Here is a 591-nt window from a genome sequence, read left to right on the forward strand (position 1 = left end):
AGAAAGTGCTGCAGCACTTTTTGCTCAGGAAAAAGGCGCAATGCTTGCTCAAGGTTCTTATATGATGGCTACAGTCAAACAGCAAAATCCGAAGATTGGTCAAGGTTTGCTTGCACCGATTACAGTGGATCAAGATAAAGCAAAATACGAAGGTGTTCATACCACGACATTCTTATTAGGTGTTGCTGAAAAATCAAAACACAAAGAAGCTGCTAAGAAATTTTTAACTTTCCTTGCAGATCCAAAGATTTCTTCTGAGTATGCGAATGCTACTGGCCAGTTATTAACGGTCAAAGATGTGAAATATGATTCACCTGAACTCAAAGAAAGCGCAAAATGGAAAGACAAAAAAACGGTCTTCCAACCTCGATTTACAATTTTAAATGAGCGCGTATCAAAAGCTGTTGAAACATCTGTACAGGACGTACTATCCGGTATGTCAGCGAAAAAAGCTGCTGAAAAAGCACAAGGAGAGGTAGAACGTGTCGCTAAAAACTAATACGTCTATTCAAGAAGAAGAAAAGAGAACCCCTTCGTTCTCTTTTCCTCTCTTTTCATTTAAAAGTATCTCTAAAAGCCGACATCTATGGT

At 38.7% G+C, this 591-nt stretch carries 1 protein-coding gene; it reads left to right on the forward strand.

Annotated elements, in window-relative coordinates:
* The coding region (locus AC1DRF_RS31560) for an extracellular solute-binding protein (protein ID WP_477742768.1) at positions 1–499 on the forward strand (499 nt) is incomplete at its 5' end.
* Positions 500–591: the final 92 nt, after the last annotated feature.

This window comes from Priestia sp. P5_B4 (assembly GCF_056400385.1).